This window comes from Mucilaginibacter dorajii (genome assembly GCF_024808255.1).
In the GTDB taxonomy this organism is placed as follows: Bacteria; Bacteroidota; Bacteroidia; order Sphingobacteriales; family Sphingobacteriaceae; genus Mucilaginibacter; species Mucilaginibacter dorajii.
In genome coordinates this window covers 95,094-116,848 of sequence record NZ_JANTYS010000007.1, presented here as the reverse complement: position 1 = coordinate 116,848, position 21,755 = coordinate 95,094, and the positions used below count along the sequence as shown (strand labels likewise).

General features: G+C 44.4%; 13 protein-coding genes. 12 read left to right on the top strand and 1 reads right to left on the bottom strand.

What is annotated here, in order from left to right:
- Positions 1 to 90 precede the first annotated feature (90 nt).
- The 11 genes from FHS10_RS11360 (at position 91) to FHS10_RS11310 (ending at position 19,827) form a co-directional block, all read left to right on the top strand.
- Positions 91 to 1,266, top strand: a complete 1,176-nt coding sequence (locus FHS10_RS11360; RefSeq protein ID WP_259090559.1) for a cation:proton antiporter domain-containing protein — start codon at positions 91 to 93, stop codon at positions 1,264 to 1,266.
- A 262-nt stretch (positions 1,267 to 1,528) separates the two neighbouring features.
- Positions 1,529 to 2,383, top strand: a complete 855-nt coding sequence (locus tag FHS10_RS11355; protein ID WP_259090969.1) for a bifunctional helix-turn-helix domain-containing protein/methylated-DNA--[protein]-cysteine S-methyltransferase — start codon at positions 1,529 to 1,531, stop codon at positions 2,381 to 2,383.
- A 4-nt stretch (positions 2,384 to 2,387) separates the two neighbouring features.
- A complete protein-coding gene (locus FHS10_RS11350) occupies positions 2,388 to 3,095 on the top strand; it encodes a 2OG-Fe(II) oxygenase (protein WP_259090558.1) in 708 nt (235 codons plus the stop codon).
- 143 nt (positions 3,096 to 3,238) lie between these two features.
- A complete protein-coding gene (locus FHS10_RS11345; RefSeq protein ID WP_259090557.1) occupies positions 3,239 to 3,817 on the top strand; it encodes an RNA polymerase sigma factor in 579 nt (192 codons plus the stop codon).
- A 243-nt stretch (positions 3,818 to 4,060) separates the two neighbouring features.
- Complete coding sequence (locus tag FHS10_RS11340; protein WP_259090556.1) at positions 4,061 to 5,224, top strand: FecR family protein; 1,164 nt, start codon at positions 4,061 to 4,063, stop codon at positions 5,222 to 5,224.
- Between the two features lie 197 nt (positions 5,225 to 5,421).
- Complete coding sequence (locus tag FHS10_RS11335; RefSeq protein WP_259090555.1) at positions 5,422 to 8,835, top strand: TonB-dependent receptor; 3,414 nt, start codon at positions 5,422 to 5,424, stop codon at positions 8,833 to 8,835.
- A 53-nt stretch (positions 8,836 to 8,888) separates the two neighbouring features.
- Positions 8,889 to 10,379, top strand: coding sequence for a RagB/SusD family nutrient uptake outer membrane protein (locus FHS10_RS11330; protein ID WP_259090553.1), 1,491 nt, complete (start codon positions 8,889 to 8,891; stop codon positions 10,377 to 10,379).
- Positions 10,380 to 10,821: 442 nt separating this feature from the next.
- Positions 10,822 to 13,608: a family 78 glycoside hydrolase catalytic domain gene (locus tag FHS10_RS11325; RefSeq protein WP_259090552.1), complete on the top strand. Its 2,787-nt coding sequence runs from the start codon at positions 10,822 to 10,824 to the stop codon at positions 13,606 to 13,608.
- 558 nt (positions 13,609 to 14,166) lie between these two features.
- Positions 14,167 to 15,318 carry an acyltransferase family protein gene (locus FHS10_RS11320; RefSeq protein WP_259090551.1) on the top strand — a complete coding sequence of 384 codons (1,152 nt, stop codon included), beginning with the start codon at positions 14,167 to 14,169 and terminating at the stop codon, positions 15,316 to 15,318.
- A gap of 23 nt (positions 15,319 to 15,341) precedes the next feature.
- On the top strand, positions 15,342 to 17,627 hold the full coding sequence (locus tag FHS10_RS11315; protein WP_259090549.1) for a beta-N-acetylhexosaminidase: 2,286 nt from the start codon (positions 15,342 to 15,344) through the stop codon (positions 17,625 to 17,627).
- A gap of 10 nt (positions 17,628 to 17,637) precedes the next feature.
- Complete coding sequence (locus FHS10_RS11310; protein ID WP_259090547.1) at positions 17,638 to 19,827, top strand: GH92 family glycosyl hydrolase; 2,190 nt, start codon at positions 17,638 to 17,640, stop codon at positions 19,825 to 19,827.
- Between the two features lie 240 nt (positions 19,828 to 20,067).
- Here the strand turns inward: FHS10_RS11310 and FHS10_RS11305 are convergent, their stop codons facing one another.
- Entirely contained in the window at positions 20,068 to 20,853 is a 786-nt protein-coding gene (locus FHS10_RS11305; RefSeq protein ID WP_259090542.1) for an SDR family oxidoreductase, read from the bottom strand.
- 135 nt (positions 20,854 to 20,988) lie between these two features.
- Between FHS10_RS11305 and FHS10_RS11300 the strand changes: the two genes are divergently transcribed.
- Positions 20,989 to 21,525 (top strand): lipocalin family protein, encoded by a 537-nt coding sequence (locus FHS10_RS11300; RefSeq protein ID WP_259090540.1) that lies wholly within the window; start codon positions 20,989 to 20,991, stop codon positions 21,523 to 21,525.
- Positions 21,526 to 21,755 lie beyond the last annotated feature (230 nt).

The window sequence follows — 21,755 nt, the reverse complement described above, 5'->3', positions numbered from 1 at the left end:
CCATTTAGCTTAGGCTATCTTTAAAAACAATGCTTAAGTTTGGTATGTTACCATGTATTTAGCTATTAACCCTGATCAACCTTCTGAAATTTGACTACATACACAACCCTCATTATACTCAGCGGCCTGGTAATTTTCTCCTACCTGTTTGACCTCATAGCCGGTAAAACAAAGATTCCATCAGTTATTTTACTGTTAATGCTGGGGATTGGTATTAAACAGGTGGTTGACTACTTTGGGATAAAGATGTTTAATTTAAATCTCATTTTGCCTACGCTTGGCACATTGGGTTTAATACTCATTGTGTTTGAAGGGGCGCTGGAACTCAGGTACAGCAGTAGCAAAAACGCCATCATCAAAAGAGCATTCCTATCCGCATTAAGCATATTGCTGGTTAGCGCGTTTGCCATTACGGCTATCATTTGGTACTTAACATACCAAAGTTTTTACCTGTGTTTTGTAAATGCTATACCGTATTGCGTGGTGAGTTCGGCGGTGGCTATTCCATCGGCTGCCAATTTAAGTAAGAATAAAAGGGAGTTTATTATTTATGAATCTTCTTTTTCGGATATCCTTACGGTGGTGCTGTTTAACTTTATTGTTCGCAATCAGCATATCGATATTGTATCTTTTGTAAAGCTTGGCGGCGAACTCACTGGGATCATCATTGCGGCTATTATCTCCTGCCTGTTGTTGCTTTATTTGATAGGGCGGTTAACGCATCACATTAAATCATTTCTCATCATCGCGTTGCTTATACTGGTGTATTCTATAGGGCAGTCGTTCCATCTTTCAGCGCTTATTATTGTATTGGCTTTGGGTTTATTTTTAAATAACGCCAATCAAATCAATCTGCCCTGGTTCAAAAAACTGTTTATCTATCCAACTTTTCAGCATGATATCAGGCAGTTGTTCCAGCTATCGGCAGAGAGCGCTTTTTTAATGCGAACCTTCTTCTTTATTGTTTTTGGCTATACTATGGACATTTATCAACTGCAAAACATTAGCTTGTTATTGGCAGGCGGCACTATTTTGCTGTGTATTTACCTGGTGCGTTTCCTGTACATCAAACTCATATCCAAAACCGACCTGATGCCTGAACTGGTTATTGTACCAAGAGGGCTAATAAGTGTTTTGCTTTATTATAATCTGCCCGACAACTTAAAAATACCACAGGTTGGCACTGGTTTGCTTTTTATAGTAGTTTTGGGTACCAGTTTAATTTTGAGTTTAGGTTTGCTGGCGACAAGGAGGAGCCTCACCTAAATAGCGCAGCTTTCATGAGTGCAAAAAACAAAAAGTAAAAAAACGAATAATCCTCTCCAAAGGAGAGGACTTTTGATTTGTAGGGGGGGATTTTTAACTTTTTAAACTCTTTCTTTCGGAGAAGTGAGGCTCTTGGATATGATTTTCAAAGTCCTCTCCTTTGGAGAGGATTTAGGTGAGGCTGCTCCTAATCTCCGCAAGTTCCGGGTTTTATCACATTCAACATCAGCCTACATTTGTAGTGTAAATAACAAACAACATGATGAACACACAGGAAAATATCAATTACGACCGTATTGCCGAGGCGATAAACTACATAAAACTCAACTTTAAAAGTCAGCCCAATTTAGATGAGGTAGCTGAAAAGGTAAACCTTAGCCCCTTCCATTTTCAGCGGCTGTTTACCGATTGGGTAGGCATCAGCCCCAAAAAGTTTTTACAATACCTGAGTTTGGATTATGCCAAAGGAATCCTGAAAGACAAGCAGGCCACCTTGTTTGATACCGCTTATGAAACAGGCCTGTCCGGAACTGGTCGGCTTCACGACCTGTTTATCAATATAGAAGGTATGACCCCTGCCGAGTATAAAAACGGAGGCAAAGAGCTCAGTATCAACTATAGTTTCGCCCAAAGCCCGTTCGGGAATATCATTGTGGCATCAACCCCTAAAGGTATTTGCTATATGGCCTTTGCCGATGATCATGCCGATGCTTTGGATCAGCTTAAATTACACTTCCCTAACGCAGCTTATACCCAGGTGGTTGATATGCTGCAACAGGATATTTTGCATATTTTTAAAAAGGATTGGTCGCAGTTACCGGCGATAAAATTGCATTTAAAAGGCAGTAGCTTTCAGCTAAAGGTTTGGGAAGCACTGCTTAAAATACCCATGGGAGGCCTGTGCAGCTACGGCGATATCTCCCAGACTATCCAGTCGCCAAATGCCAGCAGGGCGGTAGGCAGTGCGATAGGTGCGAACCCGGTAGCATTTTTGATCCCCTGCCATAGGGTGATCCGGGCAACTGGCGAATCGGGTCAATATCATTGGGGATCAACCCGTAAATCGGCCATCATAGGCTGGGAAGCTGCCTTAGTTAATCAACCTGTTTCAATGTAATTTTATGGAGATCAAGGAAAGAATAAAAAATTTAAACTGGGCAGATATCAAGGTCGATCTGGACAACAAGGGTTACACCATAGTTAAAACTGTTTTAACTGCCGATGAATGCGATAGCCTTACGGCTCAATATCCTGACGATCAGCTATATCGCAAAACCGTAATAATGGAACGCCACAATTACGGCCGCGGTGAATATAAATATTTCAAATACCCGCTGCCGGGGCTGATACAACAACTTAGGGAGAGTATATATCCGCGCCTTGCACCGGTAGCCAACAACTGGATGGAACTATTAAGTAAGGAAACCCGGTTTGCAGCTACGTTGGATGAATTGTTACAGCACTGCCATAATCAGGAGCAATTACGCCCAACGCCGCTCATATTACAATACGCCAAAGGCGGCTACAACGCCATGCACCAGGATTTGTATGGTGAGGTGTTTTTTCCCATCCAATCGGTATTTATTTTGGATGAGCCGGGTGTTGATTATGAGGGTGGTGAGTTTATTTTGATAGAGCAAAAGCCGCGTGAGCAATCGCGGGCGATGGTGCTTAAACCTGCCAAGGGCGATATGGTTTTGTTCACCACCAGCTTTAGGCCGGCAAAGGGCAGCAAGGGTTATCACCGGGTTAATATGAAGCACGGCATCGGCGAAATTACCGCTGGCCGGCGCCGTAGTATGGGCATTATTTTTCATGATGCCAAATGATAAATTATGGAGAATAAATGAGAAAAAAGCGATACTTATCGACAAAAAAGCTACTAAATATCAAATAATGATAAACTAATATTAAACATTTAGTTAATATTTACTAAATTTAGCCCTGTGGTATGTTAACCTCCTGCTTTAATATGACCAACAAGGTAGCCATAAGCGATGTTGAATTGATTGCACAATTACAATTGGGCGATGAAACTGCTTTGGCGGCCATCTACAGAAAATACTGGCAGCAGCTTTATCTATCAGCATATAATGTGTTAAAGGATAAGCTGGCTTGTGAGGACATCATTCAGGAGCTTTTCATCAAACTATGGAACAACCGCGATAACATTGAAATAAATGTTTCTCTGAAAGCCTATTTATATGCCGCCACCCGGTACGAGGTGTATCGCCAGGTTAAGAATGGCAGGGTAACCGCCGATGTTTTCGACAGGCTGTTTGAATGCCTGCAAACACCCGCCGAATACGAGAATATAGAATATAAGGAACTAATGGCCCGGGTAAGCCTGGTAGTAAGTACCCTGCCCGATAAATGCCGCGAAGTTTATAAACTAAGCCGCGAAGATTACTTAAGCCACAAACAAATAGCTTCCCGGCTAAACATCTCCACCAAAACGGTCGAAAATCATTTGACCAAAGCGCTAAGGCAGTTGCGCACCTCATTGGGTAGTTTCTTTTTACTGCAGATGGCACTTTTACTGCTGTGGTAATATAAGCAAGCTTTATATTAGCCACTTAAAGTAGATTTCTCGCAAAGATCGCTAAAACGCAAAAAGTGTACATGAAAATGAACTGCTGATAAAAGATGAAATTTAACAATCTTTAAAGCAAAAAAACTTAATTAACGCCACACCAGGCTTTGCGCCTCGGCGATCTTTGCGGGGAAATAATATTTTTAAACTTTGGGTAGGGGATACCCTCATTTTTTTACTCTCACTATAAATAACCAGGTTGTGCAAAAGCAGGAATTCAGGCGATTAATTCAAAAGTATCTAAACGGGCAGGCTTCTGTAGAGGAAGAACAACTGCTGTTAGAACTATTTGACCGTTTGCAGGAAGATACAAACTGGGATGAAGAGATGATGGGAGTAAAGCAGCAACTGGAAGACAGGATGTTGCAACGTTTGTATTCGGGGATTCAACAATCGCAAGAACAGCCCGACCCTAAAGCTCTTTATGGTATTTTTTACAGGGTTACCGCCGCGGCTGCCATTTTACTGGCAATCGTTGGTGCCGGGCTTTATTATAGCCTTAAGTACCCTGCACAACTTCCGGTTACGGCGGTTAATAAAGTCCCGGTTAAGCACGATGCAGACCCCGGCAAAAATGACGCAGTCCTAACCTTAGATAACGGCGAAAAAGTGGTGCTCGATTCCGCGAGAGTCGGCACCATTGCCAAAAATGGAAACATTAGTGTTCAAAAAACGGCGGATGGCCAGTTGATCTATACCGTTGACGGTGGAAACACAGCCTCGTCAAATGGCCCGGTAACCTATAATACCATCAGCACCCCCCGGGGAGGCCAGTACCAGGTAATATTGCCCGATGGCAGTAAGGTTTGGCTTAACGCGGCATCATCCTTAAAATATCCCACATCATTTGCCGGTAACGAGCGTAACGTTCAGTTAACCGGCGAAGCTTATTTTGAGGTTGCTAAAAACCCTCAAAAGCCATTTAAAGTGAGTGTTAACGACTTAAATGTAAAAGTATTGGGTACCCACTTTAACATTATGGCTTATAATGATGAAGATGCCATTAAAACCACATTGCTTGAAGGATCGGTACAGTTAACCGCAGGTGGCCGCAGCAGCATGCTGAAGCCCGATCAGCAGGGGATTGTTAAAGACAGCCATATCAATGTTGTTGATGTGGAAGCCGAAAAGTTTGTAGCCTGGAAAAATGGTTATTTTGAATTTAACCGTGCCAGCATCCTGGATGTCATGAAACAACTTTCGCGCTGGTATGATATGCAGGTTGTTTATGAAGGCAAAATATCTGATGATGAGTTTGTAGGCCGGATTGAACGAAGCGCCAAACTATCGCGGGTACTGCACATACTTGAACTTAGTCATGTGCACTTTAAAGTTGAAGATAAAAAGATAACCGTTTCACCTTAACCATATCCCAGTTTAATAACATTTACATTAACCGGATAATCATCTACCTATGAAAGAAACCCTACATCTCCACTAATACCTACTGCCACCTTGCCCATAAAAAAGCCGGAAGTACTGCAATACTTCCGGCCAAAATGTATGGGTAAGGTTTTTCCTGAGTTTCCTTAACAGATCATTAACCCAAACACAACGAAGTTATGCAAATAAACTTTAGGGCTAAAGTATTTTATGCGCCCAAAAACGCAACCTCAAAACTGTTTCTGACAATGAAATTAACGGCACTTCTGATTACTATTGGCTGTTTACAACTTAGTGCTAAGAGTTTCTCTCAAACCATCACGTTAAACACCGATAATACGGCTATCGAAAAAGTATTTACCGCCATTGAAAAGCAAAGTGGCTACAGCTTTTTTTACAAGTACAAAGAAATTAAACAGGCTAAACCCATTACGCTATCGCTAAAAAATGCCAGTATTGAAGAAGCACTGCGTGAATGTTTTAAAGACGAGCCCCTTACCTATACTATTGACAACAAAACCATTATTGTAAATAAGAAAGAAGAGAAGGTGATTGTGGCCGATAAAATTACCGTTACCGGCCAGGTACTTGATGCTACCAACCAGCCTTTGCCAGGCGTAAGTGTAACTATTAAGGGAACTAACATCGGCGCTATAAGCGATGCCAACGGAAAATATGCTATCCAGGTGGATGATAACGCCGTACTGGTGTTCAAATTTATAGGCTTTAAAGCCAAAGAGGAGCCGGTTAATAAACGTACCACTATTAATATTGTACTTGACGAAGACAATAAACAGCTAAGTGAAGTAGTGGTAATTGGTTATGGTAACCAGGAGCGGAAGAATGTTACCGGCGCTGTAGGTACAGTAAAAATGGCCAACATTAAAGAGATCAAGGCCGCCAGTATCGACCTGAAACTTGCCGGCCAGCTTGCCGGCGTTACCGTAAACCAGGTTACCGGAACGCCCGGTGGCGGTGTATCTGTAAACATTCGTGGTGCGGGTTCCATTGGCGCGGGCGATGATCCATTATATGTGGTTGATGGCTTTCCGCTTTCACCGGGTTTTGATCAGTATTCAAATCCGATAAGCACTATTAATCCCGATGATATTGAAAGTATCAGCGTACTTAAGGACGCCGCATCTACAGCCATTTATGGCTCAAGGGGTTCAAATGGTGTAATATTGATCACCACTAAAAGAGCAAAAAAGGGCGAGTCGAGCGTTACGGTAAATACATCTACCGGCGTACAAACCATCCTGTCGCGCAGTAAATTAAAAATGATGACTGCCGAACAATATGCCCAATGGCGAATTGAGGCCTTACAGGATGCTGATGCAGCCGCGGGTAAGCCTTTTGATATGAGCCAGGTGCCGGTAGTATTCAGAAATCCAAAAGCATTGGGTAAGGGTACCGATTGGTTTGAAGCGGTAACACGCAACGCGCCCATGCAAAATTATGATGTTACAGTGGCTAATGGTACAGATAAAGTAAGGTCACTGTTTTCATTAGGGTATTTTGATCAGCAGGGAACGGTGTTGAATACCGGTTTTAAAAGATATTCGTTAAAGGCAAACATTGATGCCGATGTTGTTAAAAACGTAACCGCTGGCCTAAGCATAGCGCCTACCTACAGCCTGCGCAATTTGCAGCAAACAGATGGCCATTTTGACCAGGGGGTATTAAGCCAGGCATATCTTGAAAGTCCGCTTACGCCGGTAAAGCAGCCCGACGGCTCTTATACCAATGTGGTAGGCTCGGCAGGTAATGAAAACGTAGCGGGCACGGCTTTAAATGCCAACCCGGTGAGCGAGCTGGTGAACACTACCAATAAATACACCCAGTTTCGTACGCTTGCCAACACCTATGTAAACTGGCAGGTAATTAAAGGTTTAGATATCAGGTCGACTTTTGGGGTTGACTATCAAAACAGCACCGGCGATTATTTCCGGCCATCGTTCCTGGGTGGTTTCCGCGTCCCTAATAAAGATGGAACGCAGGTTAAAGCTGTTGGCTCGTTCAATTCATCAAGCTCATTTAACTGGCTTAATGAAAACAGCATCAATTACAAAAAAACATTTGGCAATCATACGTTAACCGTACTTGCCGATTACTCTATCCAGCAGGAAATTTCTCATAACCGTTTAACCTATGGAACCGGCTTTGCCGATGACGCCATCCGCTCCGTTGATAAGGCAACTATAGTTACGGCCAGCGCTAATGACGAGGAATGGCGCTTATTATCATTAATAGGCAGGGTAAATTATGCATATAAGGATAAATATTTATTGAGTGCTTCTATCCGTCGGGATGGCTCGTCAAGGTTTGCCCCCGGCCATCGCTGGGGTACGTTCCCTTCGGTATCGGCGGGCTGGCGTATCTCTGATGAATCTTTTTTTCCTAAAACAGAAGCTATCGACCAGGTAAAATTTACTGGCAGCTATGGCCTTGCGGGTAATAATAACGTGGGTAATTACGACTATATAGCCGCGGTTGATCAAAGTAACTACACGTTTAATGGCACTTTGGCACCCGGCGCTGCTTTAAACGGCATTGGCAATACAGAGTTAGGCTGGGAAACCACCAGGCAGCTGGATATAGGTATGGATGTTTCCCTGCTTAAAGGGCGTATTTATTTAATTGCCGAATTTTATAACCGTTATACACAAAGGTTGCTGCAATACATCCCGGTACCTATCGTATCTGGTTTTGGCGGGGCGTTATCAAATGTTGGCAACGTGCGTAACAGGGGATGGGAATTTACCTTAACCACCAAAAATATTGTAAGCCGCGAGTTTAACTGGTCGTCAGATCTGAATATCTCCTTTAACCGTAACAAGGTGATCAGCCTGGGGCCAACGCCATATATATATGATGCGCCTGCCAATGACAACCCAACCAGTATTACCAAAGTAGGCTTGCCTTTAGGTCAGTTTTATGGTTATATTTTTGAAGGGATTTTTCAAAACCAGGCCGAGCTTGATAAATATCCCCATTTTGACGGCGAAACAGTTGGTAACGTAAGGTACAAAGATGTTAATGGCGACGGTGTAATTGACGGCAAGGATCAAACCAATATCGGCAATCCATGGGCACAGTTTACCTTTGGCTTTAACAATCACTTTAGCTACAAAAAATTTGATCTGAATATCATTACCGCGGGCTCGGTTGGCGGGCATGTGTTTGATATGTATAAGCAGTTTACCACCAATTTAGATGGTATTTTCAATGTAGAGCAATCGGTGATCCAACGGTGGCGCTCGCCACAGCAGCCGGGCGCGGGTTTATTACCAACAACCTCGTCAAACACCAACCTGGCACGGGATTATTATCCATCGTACTGGGTAGAGAACAACTCTTATTTAACAGTTAAAAACATCGATCTGGGGTACAACTTTAAAACCAGGTTCAGCAAAAACTTCAGGGTTTATGTAAGCGCGCAAAACGCCATTTTAATTACAGGCTATAAAGGTGGCAACCCCGAAGTTGGCATTGATGGCCAGCAGGGCAACCGGTCGCTTTCGCCAAATGTAAACTTCAATGCTTACCCCGTTTCTGCTGTTTACACAGTGGGCTGCAATGTTACATTTTAAGGCAAATGATGCAAAAATGACTATTGTTAAATCAACTGATAACAACTGACGACATGAAAAAAATTACATACCTCTTTTTAATCCTTGCCGCGTTTGGTATAGCCGGGTGTAAAAAGGATTACCTTGACCTTCAACCTACCGTTACTCAAAATACAACCAATTTTTATAAAACAACTGCCCAGTTTAAACAGGCCGTAAATGGCGCATATGCGCCACTGCAGGGTTTATATAATGGCACGTTTTGGGCACTGGGCGAAATGCGGTCAGATAATACCTCTTATGAATATGACCCCTACGACCAGTCAGGAACCAATAAAATGGAAATAGATGAATTTCGGGAACTGAATAACAATGATATGGTTGCCGCCTTTTTCGAATCGGGGTATACCGATATAGGCCGTTGCAACGTGATCCTGGGGCGTTTGCCTGCCGCAAACCTGCCTGCCGCGGCTGCCGATACCATAGCCGGACAGGCCTTGTTTTTAAGAGCCTTTAACTATTTTAACCTGGTACGCATGTTTGGCGATATCCCACTGGTGCTTACCGAGGTGCAATCGGTAGGGGATGCCTATAAAATAGCGACCAAAACCGCGGCGGCTAATATTTATACTTCTATTATTGCCGATGCGCAGGCAGCCGTAACCAAATTACCGGTTAGCTACCCCAGCGCTGCCGATAAGGGCCGGGTGACCAAAGGTACCGCCGAAACCATGCTTGCCGAGGTATACATGACCCAAAAGAAGTTCGACCTGGCCATACCGCTCCTGCGTGCGGTTATAGCATCTAACGTATACCGCTTAAATGCCGATTATGCCGATAACTTTGATATCACAAAGAAAAACGGCCCCGAATCGATCTTTGAGATCCAGTACCAGGAGGGTAATAACGGCCTGGGGAGCGATTTTGTGGATACATTTATTCCATGGGATTATTATGATAATGATATTACCGGTTACTACATAGGTAACAACGCTCAAAATGGCTGGAACATCCCCACCCAGGATTTGATAAATGCTTATGAAGATGGTGATAACCGTAAAGATGCGTCGTTAGTTGATTTTACATCTGACGAGTATGGTTTTGATTTACCCTTCATTAAAAAGTATGTGAGTAAAAGTGCGGTGCAGGGGGTAACAGCTAATGATTTCCCGGTTTACAGGTATGCTGATGTTTACCTGATGCTGGCCGAATGCCTTAACGAACAGGGTTTTGCAGGTGGCGATGCTTTTAAATATCTAAACCTGGTAAGGGAGCGTGCCGGTTTGGAAGATAAATCTATAGGAAATGCCGATCCCGCGCTGGATGTTTCGAACCAGGCCGCTTTTCGCGATGCTATAGCCCATGAGCGGCAGGTAGAGTTGGCTTTTGAAAACCACCGCTGGTTTGACCTGTTGCGTACCGGGAAAGCTAAAGACGTAATGACCGCACATGCCGTAAGGGAAAAAGCATTTAAAAAGGATTACTGGACAATCAATTCGGCGGCGTACAGTAATATTCGGCTTCTTTTCCAATATCCGTTGAACGAAGGTAACCTGGAGCATTGATATAACAGAACAAATATCAAGGAGCATTTGCGTGGAAACTGCAGGTTATAATTAAATTGTGTTATGCAATTTATAAATCTCGTGGACGCCGAATGAAAGCATGATTTAAACAAGGCGTAGACGACTCACCCCGACTCGGCTTCGCCCGTCTTCCCCTCTCTCCGGCTGCGCCGCATAGAGGGGTGGGGGATTTTTGTTTTGTTTTCCTCTTTGCGGCTTGCCGGAGAGAGGGTGGCCCAGCGAAGCGTAGGCCGGGTGAGTCGTAGCCGGCGTTTAGCGGATGTCCATTTAAACTATGTATACTATGGCAAAAAACAATGACAATCTATTTGCAGAGCGTTTATATATCTATATTGCAATTACCACATCATTTTTACCTGCAGCGCGGCTAAAATATGTATGGTATTAAAACAAAATCCGTTCTTAAGCTATATTTAATGGCATGAATTATATTCAAATAATGGGCGTGCTTAAAAAAGCAGGCTTAAGTACCGTTTTACTATTTCTTTTACAGGCCAAAACCTTCTCGCAGGTACAACCCTTGCCGGTTCCTTTAAGGGTTGAAAACCTCATCTGCGAATACAAAACCAATCCTATAGCTGTTGACGCCGCCAACCCAAGGCTAAGCTGGAAACTCATTACCCAGGATAGGGGTGTACAGCAAACTTCATACGAGATCAGGGTAGGCAGCAATGCCGTATCATTAACCAAAGGCAAGGATATCATCTGGGGTACGGGGCGTATCTATTCCCCTCAATCCATACAAATTTATTATGGCGGCCCAATGCTGGGTTCGCGCCAAAAGGTTTACTGGCAGGTGCGGGTATGGAACAACAAAAACCAGGTAAGCCCCTGGAGTATGGTTAACTTCTGGAAAATGGGCCTGTTAAAGAAAACCGACTGGACGGCCCAATGGATTCAGGATACCTACCTATCTGATACAACCGGCGGCCCGGCACCCATGTTCCGCAAAACATTTAAGCTCGATCGTAAAATTCGTGCTGCTCATTTATACATCACCGCTCATGGCGTTTTTGAAGCACAGATAAATGGTAAGCGTGTAGGCGATGATTATTTTGCACCGGGGTGGACAAGCTACAACAAGCGCCTGCAATACAATGTATATGATGTTACCTCAAGCATTTTAAAAGGCCTTAATGCCATAGGCGTAACCATTGGCGATGGCTGGTACCGGGGTTATACGTATAACCGCAAAAAAAATGTGTATGGCAAAAAACTGGGCTTGCTTTGCCAGTTAGAGGTGGTTTATACCAACGGACAGCGCGAAATCATCAACTCTGATAAAACCTGGAAGGTAGCATACGGCCCAATCCGTTCTTCTTCGTTTTTTGATGGCGAAGTGTATGATGCCCGTAAGCAGAAACCGGGATGGGCTACCGGCACTTATAAAGATGCTACCTGGGATACGGTAAAAACAGATACGACGATAAAAGCCAATTTGATAGCCACATCTGGCCCTACGGTTAAAAAACACGAAAAGTTTAGTCCGCTTAAAGTACTTACCACCCCGGCAGGCGAGCGGGTAGTTGATTTTGGCCAAAACCTGGTAGGCTGGGTACAATTTAAATTACAGGGAAAAGCGGGCGACACGGTGCGGCTGTATCATGCCGAGGTGCTCGATCAAAAAGGAAATTTTTACACTAAAAACCTGCGTACTGCCAAACAGGAAATAACCTATGTTTTTAAAAGCGATAGTGTGGAAACCTATGAACCTCATTTTACTTTCCAGGGATTTAGGTTTATGAAGATAGTAGGGTATACCGGTCCGCTTGATTCAACCAATGTAGCTGCTTACGCTTTGTATTCGGATATGGCGCAAACGGGTAGCTTTTCTACCTCAAACAAACTGGTTAACCAATTGCAGCACAATATTCAATGGGGACAAAAAGGTAATTTTATAGATGTACCAACCGATTGCCCGCAACGCGATGAACGCATGGGCTGGACGGGTGATGCCCAGGCCTTTTGCCGTACAGCTACTTTTAACATGGATGTGGCCGGGTTTTTTACCAAATGGTTAAAAGATCTGTCGGCCGATCAGCATAAAGACGGCGCGGTACCTTATGTAATCCCCAATATGCTGGATAGTACACTATCCGCCGCATCTGGCTGGAGCGATGTGGCCACCATAGCGCCCTGGAATATTTACCTGGCCTATAATGATAAGCAGGTACTGCAGCAACAATATAACAGCATGAAAGCCTGGGTAGGTTATATTCAGCGCCATAGCCGCAATTACCTTTGGGATACCGGTAACCACTTTGGCGACTGGCTGTTTTACGCCGGCACCAATTATGAGGATGGCGCCGCCCTTACCGATAAAAACCTGATAGCGCAGGCATTTTACGCGCACTCTACCCAGTTGCTTATTAACGCGGCCCGCATTTTAGGGCATAGCGATGATGTGCAAACCTATACGCAGTTGTTATACAATATCAAAAAAGCCTTTAACAGTGAGTATGTAACGCCAAACGGGCGTATGATATCAGGTACGCAAACATCCTATGTGCTGGCCCTCAATTTTGATATGCTGCCAGAAAACCTACGCGCAAGCGCCGCTAAAAGGCTGGTGAGCAATATTGAAGATTATGATGAGCATATCACTACCGGCTTTTTAGGTACGCCCTACATTTGCCACGTTTTAAGCCGTTTTGGGCGCACTGATATCGCTTACGACCTGCTAATGAAAGAATCATACCCATCGTGGCTGTATCCTGTTAAAAACGGCGCTACCACCATTTGGGAACGTTGGGACGGTATTAAACCCGACGGTAGTTTTGAAGACCCGGAAATGAACTCTTTTAACCATTACGCCTACGGTGCCATTGGCGATTGGATGTACCGGGTGGTTGCCGGTATTAATACCGATGAGGACGACCCCGGCTTTCATAAAATTATCATCGCCCCGCACCCGGGTGGCAAGCTCACTATGGCGCAGGCCGAGCTGGAAACCTTGTACGGAAAAATTAAATCGGCCTGGACAATTGACCAGGGAATATTTACCTTAGATATCACCGTGCCACCCAATACCACAGCCCAGGTTATTTTACCATCGGTAACCGACCCAATAACCGAAAATGGATTGGACATTAACACCGTAAAAGAGATCACCGACATAAAAAAGGTTGGCAACGATGAGCAGTTTGCAGTAGTATCCGGCAGTTATCATTTTGTATATACGTTAAGAGTGCCGGGTAAAAAGAATTAATTTTTGGACAAAGGATTTTTGGATAAAGGAGCAAGGACAAAAGCGTGGGGGTTTGTGCGATTGCCCTCTTGAGAGGGGCGGAGGGGTGTGTTTCTGCACGATGCAGAGAACGCTGCATAACACACCCCTGCCAACGCTCAGGTCCATAGCGCCCCCTCTCAAGAGCAGGGCTGTTGCATTCTCTGTTTTATAGAACTGGTGCATTTAAAATCCATCGTAATAATATAATTTGCCTCCTAAATATGTCTCTAAAACTGCCTGCGGGACAACTTTCCAAGGCTTTTTTGGCGATGGGTTTCAAACCCATCGCTATTTGGCAGAGAATGCAACAGCCCTGCTCTCAAGAGGGGATTTGAAAAAATAGGTGTTTGTTGTTAATGTATGGCAATTGAAGGGGGTGAGAGCGGAGTTAGTTAAATATTTTTTTTCGATTTTTACTGTAGAGACGCAACATTTTGCGTCTCCTGTGTGCAAATCGAATATGCAGGGTCGCCCTGTATAGCTGGAGACGCAAAATATTGCGTCTCTACAGAAAATAAAAAATGAAAAACACAAAACATGGCAGATACCGTAGTTGGCGATAAAGCCGCCAGCACCAGCAGACCAAGGTTACTTTCGCTCGATTTTTTCCGTGGCTTTACCGTTGCTGCCATGATCCTGGTAAATGATCCCGGCGACTGGGGGCATATTTACTGGCCGCTGGAACATTCCAAATGGAACGGCTGCACCCCAACCGACCTGGTTTTTCCGTTCTTCCTGTTTATGGTGGGGGTATCCATTGTTTACGCCATGCAAGCCAAAAAAGCCGATGAGGCTAACCATGGCAAGGTGATGCTTTCCATTTTACGCCGTACGCTTATCATTGTAGCTTTGGGGATCTGTTTGCCGCTGATTGGCGAATTTCAGTTCGCGCATCTGCGCTTCCCTGGCGTGTTGCAGCGTATTGGGGTGGTGTTTGGCATTACGGCTATCATGTATTTGAAAACCAATATCCGCACGCAGATCATCATCGCTGTGTGTTGTTTAATCGGTTATTATCTGATCATGACCTTTGTACCAGTGCCCGGCGTGTCTCATCCAAATTTGGAAAAAGAAACCAATTTAGGCGCTTACATCGATAGGATGGTGTTTACCACTAATCATCTGTGGCAGGCATCCAAAACCTGGGACCCGGAGGGGCTATTGGGCACTATCCCTGCTATTGGAACCTGTTTGTTGGGGGTGTTTACCGGCACCTGGCTTAAAAGTGATACACTTAAAAATGGTAACGAGATCTTTAAGCTCACCGGCGCTGGTGTGCTGCTGGCTATTTTAGGCTTGATATGGAATACGTTTTTCCCTATCAATAAACAATTGTGGACAAGCTCATTTGTGTTGTTTACCGCGGGGATGGCCATTATCATCTTGTCTTTGTCTTACTGGATTATCGATATAAAAGGCTACAAAAAACTGCTGCCGCCATTCCTGGCATTCGGTCGTAACGCCATAGCAGCCTATGTTTTGGCCGATGTGATCCCTGAGGTACTGTCGCTTATCCCGGTAACGGATAACGGGCATAAAACCAATATCTGGAGCTATATGTACTTCCATTTGCTCACACCTAATTTTTCGCCGCAGAATGCCTCGCTTATTTCGGCAATCCTCACGGTTATCCTTATCTTCATTCCCGTTTGGATCCTGTATATCAAAAAGATCATTGTTAAAATTTAATTTCCTCAGCCACCATAGCCACCATGCACAATCATCATCTTCAAAAAATAAAATCGGTAACCGTATTGGCTATCACTATTTGTTTATCGCTATCTGTAAAGGCCCAGCTGCATATTATTCCACAGCCCCTACACTTAACCGAAGGTAAAGGCCAGTTTTTATTAAACAGCAAAGCGGTTATTGGGGTTGATAAAGAAAGCGAGACCGTTGGTAAATACCTGCAAACTTACCTTACTCAGTATTATAAGCTCAACTTAAAACTGAAGGTTTACCCTAAAGTGCCGGCGGGCGCAGCTATTCAGTTAATTACCACGGCGGGTGATAAAGAAGGTTCATACGCGCTACATGTAAGTACTGGTACCGTAAAAGTATTTGGTAAAGGCGCCGGCGTATTTTACGGGGTTCAGTCCTTAATTCAGTTACTGCCTGCAAAAACTATCGCCCCGCTAAAAGTAGCTGTTTGTACGGTAGCCGATGAGCCTCGTTTTCAATGGCGTGGGTTGAGTTTGGATGTAAGCAGGCATTTTTTTACGGTTGATGAGGTGAAGCAGTATATTGATGTGATGGCCCATTACAAGCTGAATGTATTTCACTGGCATTTAACGGATGATGAAGGCTGGCGCATCCAGATCAATAAATACCCCAAACTGACCGAAATTGGGGCTAAGATCACCTATTATGAAAAGCAGGGCAAATTCCGCAAATTGGATAATTTGATTGATGGTGGCGGCAAGGATGGTTTTTATACACAGGACGAAATTCGTGAGGTGATCAAATACGCGCGGGACAGGTTTATAAGCATCCTGCCCGAAATTGAAATGCCCGGCCATAGCGAGGCCGCTATTTTTGCCTATCCCGAATTAGGCTGCCAGGACTCGACCGGTGCCAAACACCGTGTGCGCATGCTGGACCCAAGTGAACATACCTTTACTTTTATGGAGGATGTGCTTACCGAAGTGATAGCCCTTTTTCCCAACCAATACATCCATATTGGTGGCGATGAGGCCGAGATGGTTGATTGGCTTAAAAGCCCGACAGCTGTTGCCTTAATGAAAAAAGAAGGCATGAAAAGCGAAAAGGAAGTACAGAGCTATTTTATTAAACGGATAGAAAAATTCCTGCTCTCTAAAAATAAAAAGCTGGTTGGCTGGGACGAGATACTGCAGGGTGGTTTAGCCGAATCGGCCACGGTGATGAGCTGGCAGGGCGAGGCCGGTGGTATAGCCGCCGCCAAAATGCACCACCATGTGATCATGACACCGCTGCCTTACATGTACTTTGATGCCCCGCAGGCCAGTGAGGATCTGGAACCGATAGGATGGAACCCTACCGTAACCTGGCAAATGGTGTACAATTATGAGCCGATGTCGAGTGAGTTGAGTCCAGAAGAGGCCGAATATGTTTTGGGCTCACAGGGTAATATCTGGGCCGAGAAGATCCCCACGGCATCGCACCTGCAATACATGGTTTACCCAAGGGCTTTGGCCGTGGCCGAGCTAACCTGGTCGGCAAAGGAGAATAAAAACCTGGATAGGTTTGATTTTAAAATGAAGCAGCAATACGGCTACTTTAAATTATGGAACTGGAATGCCCGCCTGCCCGATATTGTGGGGATGAACAACATTGTTACCAATAGCGATCAGTTTGGCCTGGTACTTAAATACCCATTATTGGGCGCGCAGGTACGTTACTCGCTCAACGGCAAAATGCCCGATAGCAGCGCCAAACCGCAGCTGTTCCCTATCAAGATTAACACCATGCTGAAGGATACCCTCAACATTAAAACCTACACCACCTGGACTTTAAACAAACAGCATGTATTGCAGGAGGCCACCATCCGGCACGTAGATATCAACCCGGTTGTGATTGACCAGGCTGCCCTTACGCCGGGCTTTAGCTACAGGCTCATCAAAAGTAAAGAGTATAATATTGAGAAGGTAGATACCACGCAGCTGTTTACTATGGCCGTCATCAATTCGGCAGCACCAATGGTATTGCCTGTTACAGATGGCAACCTTACCTGGGTAAAATTAAACGGCTTTATCCGCATCAATGTCGATGGTGATTACCAGGTTACTTCGGATTTCCTGGTTAGCCCGGCGTTGTTTATCAATGGCGAACAGATCATTTACCGGGGTAAGGATAGATATGCCCAGCCTCAGAAAGGAATGCTGCATCTCAAAAAAGGTGCCTACGCTATAACCGGCCATTACATTGCCGATAATATGAACAGGTTAGAGGATCTGCTGGTTATCAAATCGGCCGATGGTAAGGTAATAGAGCCGCAGGTTTATATGTTCCATCAATAAAATACTGATCATGAAGTTGAAGAGACTTTTGAAAATCGGTTTAGCACTGTTTCTTGTTTCTATAGGCGTTCGAGCCCATGCACAAACTTATGGCAGGTATGTGAACCCCTTCATTGGTACATCGGCAACGGGGCATACTTTTCCGGGGGCTACTGTGCCGTTCGGGCTGGTGCAACTGAGCCCGGAGACTGGCAATTTCGGGTGGAACTATTGCTCGGGCTATCGTTATGAAGATACCGTGATCACGGGCTTTGCCCATACCCACCTCAGCGGCACCGGCGGCGTTGATCTGGGCGATGTATTGTTTTTTCCTTTCCAGGGAAAAGATCCGGCAAAATTCGTGAGTAAATTCTCGCATCAAACAGAAAAGGCCTCGCCGGGGTACTATGAGGTGGAGTTAAGTGATCACCAGGTTAAAGTTGAGCTAACGGCAACGGCACATACGGGTGTTCATCGGTACACTTTTACAAAGGCCGGCAAATCGCATATATTGATAGATATGCAAAGCGGTTTGGTAGAGGATGCCGAACAATTGAATGAGCATGTGTCTGAAGGTAGTATCAGCATTGATAGTAAAACCAGTGTAAGTGGCTATGCTTTTACCAGCCAATGGGTAGAGAAAAAGGTGTTCTTTACCGCGAAGTTCAGCAAAGCTTTTACCGGTTCCCACTTTATAGACGGCGAAACCCATCGGAGGCTAATCGTAGATTTTGATACAAAACCCGGCGAAACCGTGGAAGCTAAAGTTGGCATCTCTACCGTGAGTATCGACGGTGCCCGTAAAAACCTTGCCGCTGAAACAACTGGTAAAACCTTCGCGCAGGTTAAGGCCGAGGCTGCTAAAATATGGGAAAGTTATTTTGCAAAGCTCAAAGCAGAAGGCGGCGAAGAACAAAAAATAGCTTTTTATACCAGTGTATATCATGCCCTAATTCAGCCCAATAATATTGCCGATGTAGATGGCAAATATCGCGGTGCGGATGGTAAGGTGCGTCAATCGGCAGATAAGGTTTATTATTCAACGCTGTCGCTTTGGGATACCTACCGCGCGGCGCATCCGCTATATACGCTCATTTGCCCGGATATGGATGGACAAATGGTAGAAACTATGCTACAACACTTCAGCGTAACCAAACTACTCCCCGTGTGGACCTTGTTTGGCAAGGAAAGCTACGCCATGATTGGCAACCATGCTATCCCGGTGATCGCAGATGCCAGTTTAAAAGGCATCAGAGGCTTTGACAAGGAGCAGGCCTTTATGGCTATTAAGGCAACCTTAACCACTAATAAAAACCCAAAATACGATTGGGGGCTGTATATGAAATATAGTTACCTGCCATCTGACAGCGTAAAGCGTGAGGCAGTTTCCCGCACCCTTGAGGCCGCTTATGACGACTGGTGCGCCGCCCAACTGGCCAAATCGCTTCATAAAACTGCCGACTATAATTACTTTATCAAAAGATCCGGATTTTACAATAACCTGTTTGATAGATCAACCAACCTGATGCGTGGTAAACTGGCGGATGGTAACTGGGTGCGGCCTTTTGCCAATTTAGATAGCGGTCAGCTGGCCATTGGCGGCGATTATACCGAAGGCAATGCCTGGCAATATACATGGCAGGTGCAACAGGATATTCCCGGTTTGATCAAACTAATGGGAGGGAAGAAGCCATTCTTAGCCAAGCTCGATTCGCTGTTTACCATGGATTCCAAAGTGTTTGGGAAAGGATCAACGCTGGATGTTACCGGCTTGATAGGGCAGTACGCGCATGGTAATGAGCCTAATCATCATATCGCATACCTATACACCCTTGCCGGCGACCCATCCAAAACGCAGCGCCTGGTGAGGCAAATCTCCGATCAGTTTTACCAGAACAAGCCCGACGGCCTATCCGGTAATGACGATTGCGGGCAAATGTCGGCCTGGTATATTTTTACGGCGATGGGCTTTTACCCGGTTAACCCCGCCGATGGCAGGTATGTGTTTGGGGCACCGCAGCTAAATAAGATCACATTGGCTTTAGCCGGTAATAAAAGCTTTGTGATTGAAGCGAAAGGCTTATCGATCACCAACAAATACGTGCAAAGAATCAGCTTAAATGGCAGACCTTATTTAAAAAATTACATCAGTCACCAGGAAATTACCAAAGGTGGAAGGTTGGTATTTGTGATGGGGGATAAGCCGGTGAAGGCAATATAGGAGGATTGCATACCAGACTTATGAAGTTTTAGAAACTTCGTAAGTCTTTCATTGATTTGTATTTGTTAGCTTAGCTACCGCGAGTTTAGCATAGCGTAACTCGTGGAATATGTATTTAAGTTTTCAACTTAAATTACATATTCTCAGGTTACACATAATTTAAGTTGAAAACTTAAATTAACAAGCCACGAGTTACGTTGCACTAAACTCGCGACAGCTGTGTACACGCGTAGCAAAGTGTCAAATGCCTTTAAACTGATACCCTAATACGGCCTCCACATGCACACTTTTTACAATTTTCCACTCTTTTAATTCGTCAATAAATTGAGGTGCTACCAGCCCTGAATCAATAGCGGCTTTGGTATAAAATTCAGATTTTTTAGGATGAACTGGTGAGCAGCCATTAAATAAATATCCAAAAGCCTGCTTTTGCAAAATAGCCTTGCTCAAACCAATACAATCATCCAAATGGATCAGGTTAACAGGCGCATCGCCGTTGGGAATATCTTTTTTACCGGCAAAAAATCGGCCCGGATTTCTGCCTGGTCCAATCAGACCCGCAAAGCGGATAATGGTTGTTTTAAAGCTGGTTTCGGTCCGGAAGAGTTCTTCGGCCGCAAAGAGCACTTTGCCGGCTTCGGTATTAGGTTGGGGATTACTTAGTTCATCAACTTCGGCGTTCAAATCGGCATAAACACCGGTCGAACTGATGAATACCACATTTTGCACGTTATTGAGTTTGATGCAGTCGATAGCGTTCTTTATTTTATAAATAAAAAATGCCCCCTCACCAGATCGCGCTTTGGGCGGGATAGCGATAAACAATACATCGCAATCAAAAAAAGCCGGACTGTAAACCTCCTCGTGTACAACAAAATTGATTTGGTAAGGCTCAATACCATCAGCAGCAAGCGGCTCCATCTTTTCGGCAGATGTGGTAGAGCCTTTTACCCGCATGCCATCATTTAGTAATGCTTTGGCCAATGCCATGCCGTACCAGCCACAGCCTAAAATACTTACAATCATGTTTTGTTTTAATGATGCTGTTTTGCCCAATTTTAATGCTTTGGCACAAAGGTAATTAAATAATTTACCGGGTTGCAGGCGTAAAATATGTGTTTATAGGTTAAACTTTTTACATGGGCTAATCGTTATTGTTGTATGAAGAAAGAAATTTTAGCAACCTCTGTTGCCTTAGGTTTAACTGCTTTAGCACTGCATGCCGCTGCAGAAAAACCATTAAAAACTGTAAACTTCGTTGATATAAAAAAATATTTGGGTACCTGGTTTGAGATAGCCGCTTTTCCGCAGCCCTTTGAAAAAGGCTGCTCTTGTACCTCGGCCACCTATGGCTTAAATGCCGATGGCTCTGTTATTGTAAAAAACAGGTGTATTAAGGATAATAAATTAAAAGTAACCGAAGGCAAGGCCTGGATCACTGATAAAGGCACCAATTCAAAGCTGGCTGTGCAATTTTTTTGGCCCTTTAAGGGGAAATACTGGATTATTGACCTGGCTAAAGATTACAGTTATGCCGTAGTTGGCCACCCCAACCGCAGGTATTTATGGATCCTGAGCCGGCGACCGACACTCGATGATCAAACGTATAACCAATTAGTGGTAAGAGCAGCCAATAAAGGTTTTGATGTGCGGCAACTGGTAAAAACCGAACAGATCGGCGATTTTTCGGGAATATAAAAGTATCTTCATATCGGCGTTTATTAAAACGTTGATATGGCAAGGCAAACGCATCTAAATAGTTAACGGGGGCCTAGTTCCGGTTAAATGATCCAGGTATCGAATGGACTTGTATTGGCCAACAACAGGCACAAATATTTGGATGCGCCTAAATTGCGCGATACATCAGCTTAGTGTTAACCCTGTTAAAAATATAAAATATTGATTATCAGATAATTATAGTGTGTTGT

Coding starts and splice junctions, on each gene's coding strand:
- FHS10_RS11355 (WP_259090969.1), top strand. CDS start 1,529: ATGAACACACAGGAAAATATCAATTACGACCGTATTGCCGAGGCGATA.
- FHS10_RS11350 (WP_259090558.1), top strand. CDS start 2,388: ATGGAGATCAAGGAAAGAATAAAAAATTTAAACTGGGCAGATATCAAG.
- FHS10_RS11345 (WP_259090557.1), top strand. CDS start 3,239: ATGACCAACAAGGTAGCCATAAGCGATGTTGAATTGATTGCACAATTA.
- FHS10_RS11335 (WP_259090555.1), top strand. CDS start 5,422: ATGCAAATAAACTTTAGGGCTAAAGTATTTTATGCGCCCAAAAACGCA.
- FHS10_RS11330 (WP_259090553.1), top strand. CDS start 8,889: ATGAAAAAAATTACATACCTCTTTTTAATCCTTGCCGCGTTTGGTATA.
- FHS10_RS11325 (WP_259090552.1), top strand. CDS start 10,822: ATGAATTATATTCAAATAATGGGCGTGCTTAAAAAAGCAGGCTTAAGT.
- FHS10_RS11320 (WP_259090551.1), top strand. CDS start 14,167: ATGGCAGATACCGTAGTTGGCGATAAAGCCGCCAGCACCAGCAGACCA.
- FHS10_RS11315 (WP_259090549.1), top strand. CDS start 15,342: ATGCACAATCATCATCTTCAAAAAATAAAATCGGTAACCGTATTGGCT.
- FHS10_RS11310 (WP_259090547.1), top strand. CDS start 17,638: ATGAAGTTGAAGAGACTTTTGAAAATCGGTTTAGCACTGTTTCTTGTT.
- FHS10_RS11305 (WP_259090542.1), bottom strand. CDS start 20,853: ATGATTGTAAGTATTTTAGGCTGTGGCTGGTACGGCATGGCATTGGCC.
- FHS10_RS11300 (WP_259090540.1), top strand. CDS start 20,989: ATGAAGAAAGAAATTTTAGCAACCTCTGTTGCCTTAGGTTTAACTGCT.